We start from the raw sequence: 7,115 nt of genomic DNA on the forward strand, positions 1-7,115 counted from the left end.
GCCGCCACCTCGGCCACCCGACCCCGGTCATAGCGGTCCGGTTGTCCTCGCCGCCGCTCCACCGCGACCGCGGGCGCACACCTGGACAGCACCGTCATCTGTGGCACCCGCCGCTGCTCGACCCGCGGCCAACACGTGAGCAACTCCCCGGCGGTGGCGATCGCCTCGTCCTGGACCGCGCGCCGGCGCCGCAGCCCCTCCACGTGCTCGCCCAACAGGCCCGCCGCCGTGTCGGGGGCCTCCAACGCCGCACGCACCTCCTTGACGCTCAGCCCCGCACCCCGCAGCGCCGTGATCAACAGCGCCGTCCGGACCTGCCCGACCTCATAGCCGCGGTACCCGGTCTCCTCATCGACCGTGGCCGGCACCAACAGACCCTCGGAGTGGTAGAAACGCAACGTCTGGGGCGAGAGCTCGCTGATCTCGCTGAAATCCTTGATGAACAGGCTCATACCGCCAGTCTGGGCCTTACGGTAACCACAAGGTCAAGCCCGTATTCACCACGTCACCGACGCCGCCGCGCACTCTCGGGGCCCGCGTCCCTCACGCGTCGGGGAACCGGAGCGATCCTTCAGGACACCACCGTGGGCTCCCGATCGGCGGCCGACCCGAACGGCGACGCGTGGGCCACGACGGCCCCGGGCGATGGTGCATCGCGCGGGGCCGTCGTGCGACCCGAGAGCGAGGCCACCCGCGCGGTGAGGAGGGCGGCCACGGGAGGGACGGGTGCCCCTGGCAGCGGCGCGGCGAAGGGACCGAGGCCGGTTTCAGGGCCCCGCGCCGGGCACACCGGCCCACTCCTCAGCCGCCGGTCGGGGTGCGCATGGCCTCGGCGATCCAGACATAGGGCAGCTCGTCCAGGTCGTCCGCGGTCCCGTTGACCACCGCCACCAGGGACAGGTACCGGCCGTGGGGGTCCTCGGGGCCATCCTCTTCGGCCATCTCGCGCTGCAGGTCGGGGATCCGTCGGAACGCGTCGGCCATCCGGTCACGGGCCTCGGGGGTCAACGGGGTGTCGGACAGCCCCACGGCCGCCTCCAGGAAGCGGGTGACGACCCTCTGCGACCGGGGTGACCGAGGCGACTCACCGGCGCGGTGGGCGGCCAGGACCTCCTCGACGAGCGCGGCACCGCTCTCGTAGATGAACTCCTGGACCGGCGAGCTCGCCATGCGCTCGCCCGGATGCGTGGAGTAGGTCTCGTGCAGGTAGGTGCGGACCGCGTCGCGGAACGCCGGGTCACGCACCAGGTCGGCCAGTTCGATCCACGCCTCCAGCTGGGCCGCCGTGGGGTCGGCGGGCAGGACCGGCCGCACCGTGCGCAGCCGGTCGACGAAGCCCTCGGGGACGTCGAGACCGGCGCCGACGTCGTTCCAGAAGTCGTCGACAATCCGCTCGCGTTCCTCATCGGTCATCGAGACGAGCTTGTGCATCAGCACGGCCTGGGCGGTGCCGCCGCCCTGCCTGATCAGGGTCCGCAGCACCGCCCTCCTGGCGCGCAGGGTGCGCTCCTGGCGCTCGACGATCTCCAGGTGGGTGGTGAGCAGACCGTGCAGGGTCGTGCCGCCTTCGAGCAGGCGGCGGATCTCGCCCAGGTCGGTGTCCAGTTCACGCAGGGTGCGGACGAGTTCGAGGCGGGCGATGGTGGCGATGTCGTACAGGCGGTGGCCCGCCTCGGACAGGTACGTGGGTTCGACGACGCCCGCGTCGGCGTAGAAGCGGACGGCGCTGACGCTCAACCCGCTGCGTCGCGCGGCGTCTCCGATGGGATACGGCTCTCCGTGGTTCATGAGGACACTGTGGTGCCTCAAGCCACATGAGATACAAGCCCCGGGCCGCCATGATCCGCGCGGGAGTAGCAGCAGCGTCCCGGCCCGCGGTCCACGGCCGGCCCGGGGCGCGCGACACGGTCCCTGCCTCGCGGAGGGCGGCGGTGTGCGTCGTGTGGCGGGGGCCGGTGACCACCCCTGGTGAGGGTGAACGTGCGGATCAAGGGTGTCCGACGGGATCGTTCGTGACGTCGGAGGTCTCTGCGCGGCCGCCCCCGTAGGGCCCGGGATACCCGGGACCTTCCGCACCGGCGGCTGCGGCATCCGCCCCTCGTACCCCGTGCGCCCACCGCTGCACACTGAGACCACACCACCCCACAACGCCATCCCCCTTCTCATGACCGGAGTGCTCAGCATGCTCACCGAAGACGCCGGCAGCGCTCCGGGCAGCGCCGTGGGCACGGCCGCGGGCACGGCCGGTCCGCTGTCGCGGGTGCACGAGGCTCGTCGGCAGGGGGTCCGTGATGACCACCGGCACGCGGAAGCACACCGAACGGGTTCACGGACCCGCCCGTGCGAGCCTCGCTCACGTTCACGCACCGGGCACGGCGGTTCCCCACACCGGTCGCCGCACCGGGCCGCGCCCCGAGCGACTCGTTCACCCCGCCTGGGGTCGCGGTACGCGGATCGGATGTGGCACTCCCGCCGCGACCCCGCCGCACCGTTCTTCGCACGGCCCCTCGGCTCCACGCTCCACCCGGGCCGTGACCCACACTGATCGACCCCGTTCGCGCGCTGGTGCCCCGCGCGCCTCCGGCCGGATCGGTCGGACCGAACACCCACACCACCGATGGAGAAGCCCCATGTCCGACCCCGCTCCCCCGACCATCATCCAAGGCGGCATGGGTGTCGGCGTGTCCGGATGGCGACTGGCGCGTGCCGTCGCCCGCACCGGTCAACTCGGGGTCGTCTCCGGTGTGGCCCTCGACGTCCAGCTCGCCCGCCGTCTCCAACGCGGCGATCCGGACGGACACATGCGCCGGGCCCTCGCCCGCTTTCCCGACCAGGACGTCGTCTCCCGCATCCTCGCGCGCTACTTCGTCCCCGGTGGGCTCCCGGAGGGACGCCCGTTCCGTCCGGTGCCCCGGCTCGGCCTGCGCCGCAACCGGGTGCGCGACGAGCTCACCGTCGCGGGCAACTTCGTCGAGGTGTGGCTCGCCAAGGAGGGCCACCACGGACGCGTGGGCGTCAACTACATGGAGAAGATCCAACTCGCCACCCAGCCCGCCGCCTACGGAGCGATCCTGGCCGGGGTCGACCACGTCCTGATGGGCGCGGGCATCCCCGGCGAGATACCGGGGATGCTCGACGCCCTGAGCACGCGCTCCGCGACCGAACTGACCATCGCGGTGGAGGGTGCGGACGAACGACACAGCAGCACCTTCGACCCGGCCGTGATCACCGGCGGCACGAGCGCCCCGCTGTCCCGCCCGCGTTTCCTGGCGGTCGTGGCCTCGACGGTGCTCGCCCACTACCTGCACCGGTCCGCAGCCACCCGCCCCGACGGGTTCGTTCTGGAGACGCACACGGCCGGGGGTCACAGCGCTCCGCCACGGGCCCGCGACCACATCGGTGAGAACGGCGAACCGACCTACGGTCCGCGCGACCGGATCGACACCGCGAAGGTCGCCGACCTCGGCCTGCCCTTCTGGCTCGCGGGCGGCCGTGCGACGCCGCGCGCCCTGGCCGCCGCCCTCGCGGAGGGCGCCGTGGGCGTGCAGATCGGGAGCGCCTTCGCGCTCGCCCGGGAATCAGGGCTCTCCGACGCCCTGCGCACGCGGCTGCTGCGCGAGGGTGCGTCCGGATCTCTGAAGGTGCGCAACGACCCCTCGGCCTCACCCACCGGGTTCCCGTTCAAGGTCGCACGGTCGCCCGGCACGCTGTCCGAGGAGGAGGACTTCGCGCGACGGTCCCGGCTGTGCGACCTCGGCTACCTGCGCACGCCCTTCCAGAAGGAGAACGGGTCCGTGGGCTACCGTTGCCCCGCCGAACCGGTCGACGTCTACGTCCACAAGGGTGGCCGTCCGGAGGACGCGCAGGACCGCCGGTGTCTGTGCAACGCCCTCACCGCCAACGTCGGTCTGGCCCAACACCGGCCCGGCGGCTACGTCGAACCGCCGTTGCTGACCCTCGGCCAGGACCTCGATTTCCTCCCGGAGCTGCTGCGTCACGCGGGCGACGACTTCGCCGCCGCCGACGTCGTCCGGTATCTGCTGTCGGGGTGAGCAGCGCGAGGCCCCTGGGCCGGTCGCACGCGCCGGGTGTGATCCGGGCGCGTGCCGGTCGCGGCGTCACCCCCGTGGACCGCTCCCGTGCTCAGGAACGGCGGGTGCGAGGCGCGTGGTACTGCTCGTCGGTGACGGCCTCCAGCCACGTGGTCTCCACCGCGCCCTCGCCGCTGCCCTCCCACAGGGCCAGGTGTTCCATGAACCGCTCCGGGGTCGCACCGTGCCAGTGCTCCTCCCCGGGTGGGCACGTGACGGTCTCGCCCGGATGGGCCTCGAACACGACGCCGTCCCGCGTACCGACGAGGGCCGCACCTGCGACCACGTGCAGGGTCTGCCCGAGGACGTGGTGGTGCCAGAACGTGTGCGCGCCCGGAGCGAAGCGGACCATGTTCACCCGCATGCGGGAGGGCTCTCGGCCCGCGTGGACGACGTCGAACCAGACCTCACCGGTGAACCACTCGGCGGGACCCACCCGCGTGGGCTGCGGCGTGATGAACTCCATCGGTGTCACTCCTCGAACTCGATGACGTGCGACCGACCGTGTGCGGCCGAGACGTCGGGCCTCGTGCTCCTGTGCTGCGTGGTCCGTGACCCTCTTCCGAGGATCACGGGCGGGCGGAACTCACTCGAACTGTTCGCGGTGGGTGAGACGGACCTCCTCGGTGTCCAGTACCGCCTGCATACCGCGCAGGACGATGTCGTCGATGCGGCGCTCGTTCCGCAACCGGATCATGGTGGCCCGCTTACGCGCCAGCAGCGCCAGGCGCAGGGCCGTGTACTGCCCTTCCCGGGTCGCCCCCGGCCCCTCCTCCCGGGTGTCGCGACCCTCGCGCAACGACTCCAGGTGCTCCCGGTACTCCTCCGCCAGGCGCGCCACGACGACCGGATCCGTGCGCAGGGACTCCGCGACCTCGGGCAGCGCCTCCAGTGCCTCGCTGATCGCGGTCTCGCGGGCGAACCGCCGCTCCTGTTCCACCGCGCCGTCGTCGCTCAGACCCGCCCACGCGATCAACGGAGGGAGCAGGAGCCCCTGCACCACCAGGGTCACCAGGATGACCCCGGTGGTGGTGAAGACGATGAGATCCCGTTCGGGGAAGGCGGCACCGGAGGAGATCGTGTGCGGCACCGACAGGGCGACCGCCAGGGAGACCGCGCCGCGAAAACCCGCCATGGCGTTCACCACCCGGGCGCGCAGACCCGGTCCGCCCCTCGGCCGGATCCTTCGGGGCAGGAGCGAGGCGAGCACCGGTGGGCCCAGGACGAAGACGCACCGCACCGCCAGTACGAGCACCGACACGAGCCCGACGAGGGCCAGGGCCTGGGCGAGCGCCAGGCTGGTGAGGCCGCGCAGAGCCGTGTGGACCTCCAACCCGACCAGGACGAACAGGGACCCGTTGATCAGGAAGACCACCAGGGACCAGGACGCCTCGGTCTGGCGTCGGGCCACGGGCCGGCCGACGGTGGGCCCGGTCTGGCTCATCGTCAGTCCCGCGACCACCACGGCCAGCACCCCGGAAGCCTCCATGCTCTCGGCGAGCAGGAAGGCGGTGAAGGGGATGAGCAGAATGGCCGTGTTCTGCAGCAGCGTGTTCTCGATGCGTCGGCGCACGAGGGTCCAGAACAGCGCCGTGGCGGCGCCCGCCAGCACCCCGCCGCAGTAGGAGAGCAGGAACAGCCAGCCGAGATGGGGCGCGCTCAGGGCCTCCTCCCCCACCGTGACACCCACCGCGACCCCGTAGACGACCAGGGCGGTGCCGTCGTTGACCAGGCCCTCGGCGCGCAGGGCGGTGATGTCCCGCCGCGGCAGCAGCCGGGCCACGGTGGACACGGCGGTGGCGTCGGTGGGGGCCACGGCGGCGCCGAGCACCCAGGCGGTCCCCCAGGGCAGCCCCCACAGGTGGCCCAGCACGGCGACCGCCCCGGCGGTGGCGATCACCAGCACCGTGCTCATCACGGCGATGCCGGTGAGGTTCCGGCGGATCTCCCGCAGGGAGGTCGACAGGCTCTCCCAGTACAGCAGGAGCGGAAGGAAGATCAGAAGCATCAGCTCGGGCGGCAGATGCACCTCGCCCAGGGCCGGGATGAACCCCAGCAGGACCCCGCTTGCCAGCAGCACGATCGAGGCGGGCACGCGGGTCCGCGCCGCCAGGGCGGTGCACACCAGGATCGCCGCACCCAGTAGGACGACGAGTACGAGTCCGAGCAGGACACACCTCCGTCCACGTCACACGCGTCGGGATCCTCGAACAGGGCCACCGCCGTCCGGGATCGCTCTTGGAACGCCGAGCGGCCTCCCCGAGAACCCTCCTCAGCCCGCCGCCGGCACCAGCCTCATCGTGGTGGAGCGGGCGCCGTCGCTCGTGATCGCGTCGACCCCGGCGGAGCCCGCCCCGTACTTGTCCCGGTAGGCGGCATCGATCCGGTCGTTCACGGAGACGTCGGCGTCCTCGAAGGCCACGTCGGCGTCGACACCACCGGCGCTGACATGTCCCGCCAGATGGTCACGGGTGCCCCGGTACCAGGAGGACGCCACCCCGTTGACGGACCGGATGTAGAGTTCGTCGCCTTCGCGCACCACCCAGATGATCCGCGAACGCCGCAGTGCACCGTCGTCGCCCCGGGAGGTGATCCGTAGTTCCCCCGAGCGGCCGATCCTGTCGAGTTGTTCCTCGGTCCACGCGCTCATGCTGGTCCTCCCCCGCGTCGCGCCACGGCCCGTACCCTCCCCGCCCCCGTTTCGGGGCATGCAACACGGGCGGGGGGCTTTGCCCAACATGGGAGAGGCGGCATCCGTCTCTTGGCGCGCGTGGCAACGTCGACCGCGCCGCCGACACGGCACGCGCCCACCCGGTCGGGTGCGGCACGACTCCCGCCCTGCCGATCGCCGTGACGGGACCGGGCGAGGGTCCAGGAGCGGCAGGGAGCCGGCCTTCCCGCGCTACGGCTAAGGTCGAACAGACCCTCGCCGGCTCCGGAGAGGGTGGGATCCACCGACTCCGCACCCGGGCAGGGAACATCGCCGCCCGTGGGCGGCCCACCACCCAGGTCCTCCACGTCCAC

The 7,115-nt window shown here is 72.2% G+C and carries 6 protein-coding genes; 1 reads left to right on the forward strand and 5 read right to left on the reverse strand.

Annotated elements, in window-relative coordinates; translation table 11 throughout:
• A partial coding sequence (locus DSY14_RS26020; protein WP_211719253.1) for a MerR family transcriptional regulator occupies window positions 1-452 on the reverse strand: 452 nt, incomplete at its 3' end.
• 349 nt (window positions 453-801) lie between these two features.
• Complete coding sequence (locus DSY14_RS26025) at window positions 802-1,788, reverse strand: MerR family transcriptional regulator (protein WP_211719254.1); 987 nt, start codon at window positions 1,786-1,788, stop codon at window positions 802-804.
• 842 nt (window positions 1,789-2,630) lie between these two features.
• Here DSY14_RS26025 and DSY14_RS26030 point away from each other — a divergent pair.
• Window positions 2,631-4,052, forward strand: a complete 1,422-nt coding sequence (locus DSY14_RS26030; RefSeq protein ID WP_211719255.1) for a nitronate monooxygenase — start codon at window positions 2,631-2,633, stop codon at window positions 4,050-4,052.
• Between the two features lie 91 nt (window positions 4,053-4,143).
• Here the strand turns inward: DSY14_RS26030 and DSY14_RS26035 are convergent, their stop codons facing one another.
• The 3 genes from DSY14_RS26035 to DSY14_RS26045 all read right to left on the reverse strand — a co-directional run bounded on the left by DSY14_RS26035 (window position 4,144) and on the right by DSY14_RS26045 (window position 6,741).
• Window positions 4,144-4,557 carry a cupin domain-containing protein gene (locus DSY14_RS26035; protein WP_211719256.1) on the reverse strand — a complete coding sequence of 138 codons (414 nt, stop codon included), beginning with the start codon at window positions 4,555-4,557 and terminating at the stop codon, window positions 4,144-4,146.
• A gap of 120 nt (window positions 4,558-4,677) precedes the next feature.
• The gene (locus DSY14_RS26040; protein WP_283091706.1) at window positions 4,678-6,261 is read right to left on the reverse strand and encodes a Na+/H+ antiporter; all 1,584 of its coding nucleotides are present in this window, start codon (window positions 6,259-6,261) and stop codon (window positions 4,678-4,680) included.
• 102 nt (window positions 6,262-6,363) lie between these two features.
• Entirely contained in the window at window positions 6,364-6,741 is a 378-nt protein-coding gene (locus tag DSY14_RS26045; RefSeq protein WP_211719258.1) for a DUF2255 family protein, read from the reverse strand.
• Window positions 6,742-7,115: the final 374 nt, after the last annotated feature.

The sequence above is a fragment of the Nocardiopsis sp. MG754419 genome (assembly GCF_018207095.1).
Taxonomy (GTDB): Bacteria; Actinomycetota; Actinomycetes; order Streptosporangiales; family Streptosporangiaceae; genus Nocardiopsis.

Excerpts from the sequence above, each read along its gene's own strand:
- DSY14_RS26035 (WP_211719256.1), bottom strand. The coding sequence starts at position 4,557 with ATGGAGTTCATCACGCCGCAGCCCACGCGGGTGGGTCCCGCCGAGTGG.
- DSY14_RS26045 (WP_211719258.1), bottom strand. The coding sequence starts at position 6,741 with ATGAGCGCGTGGACCGAGGAACAACTCGACAGGATCGGCCGCTCGGGG.
- DSY14_RS26030 (WP_211719255.1), top strand. The coding sequence starts at position 2,631 with ATGTCCGACCCCGCTCCCCCGACCATCATCCAAGGCGGCATGGGTGTC.
- DSY14_RS26025 (WP_211719254.1), bottom strand. The coding sequence starts at position 1,788 with ATGAACCACGGAGAGCCGTATCCCATCGGAGACGCCGCGCGACGCAGC.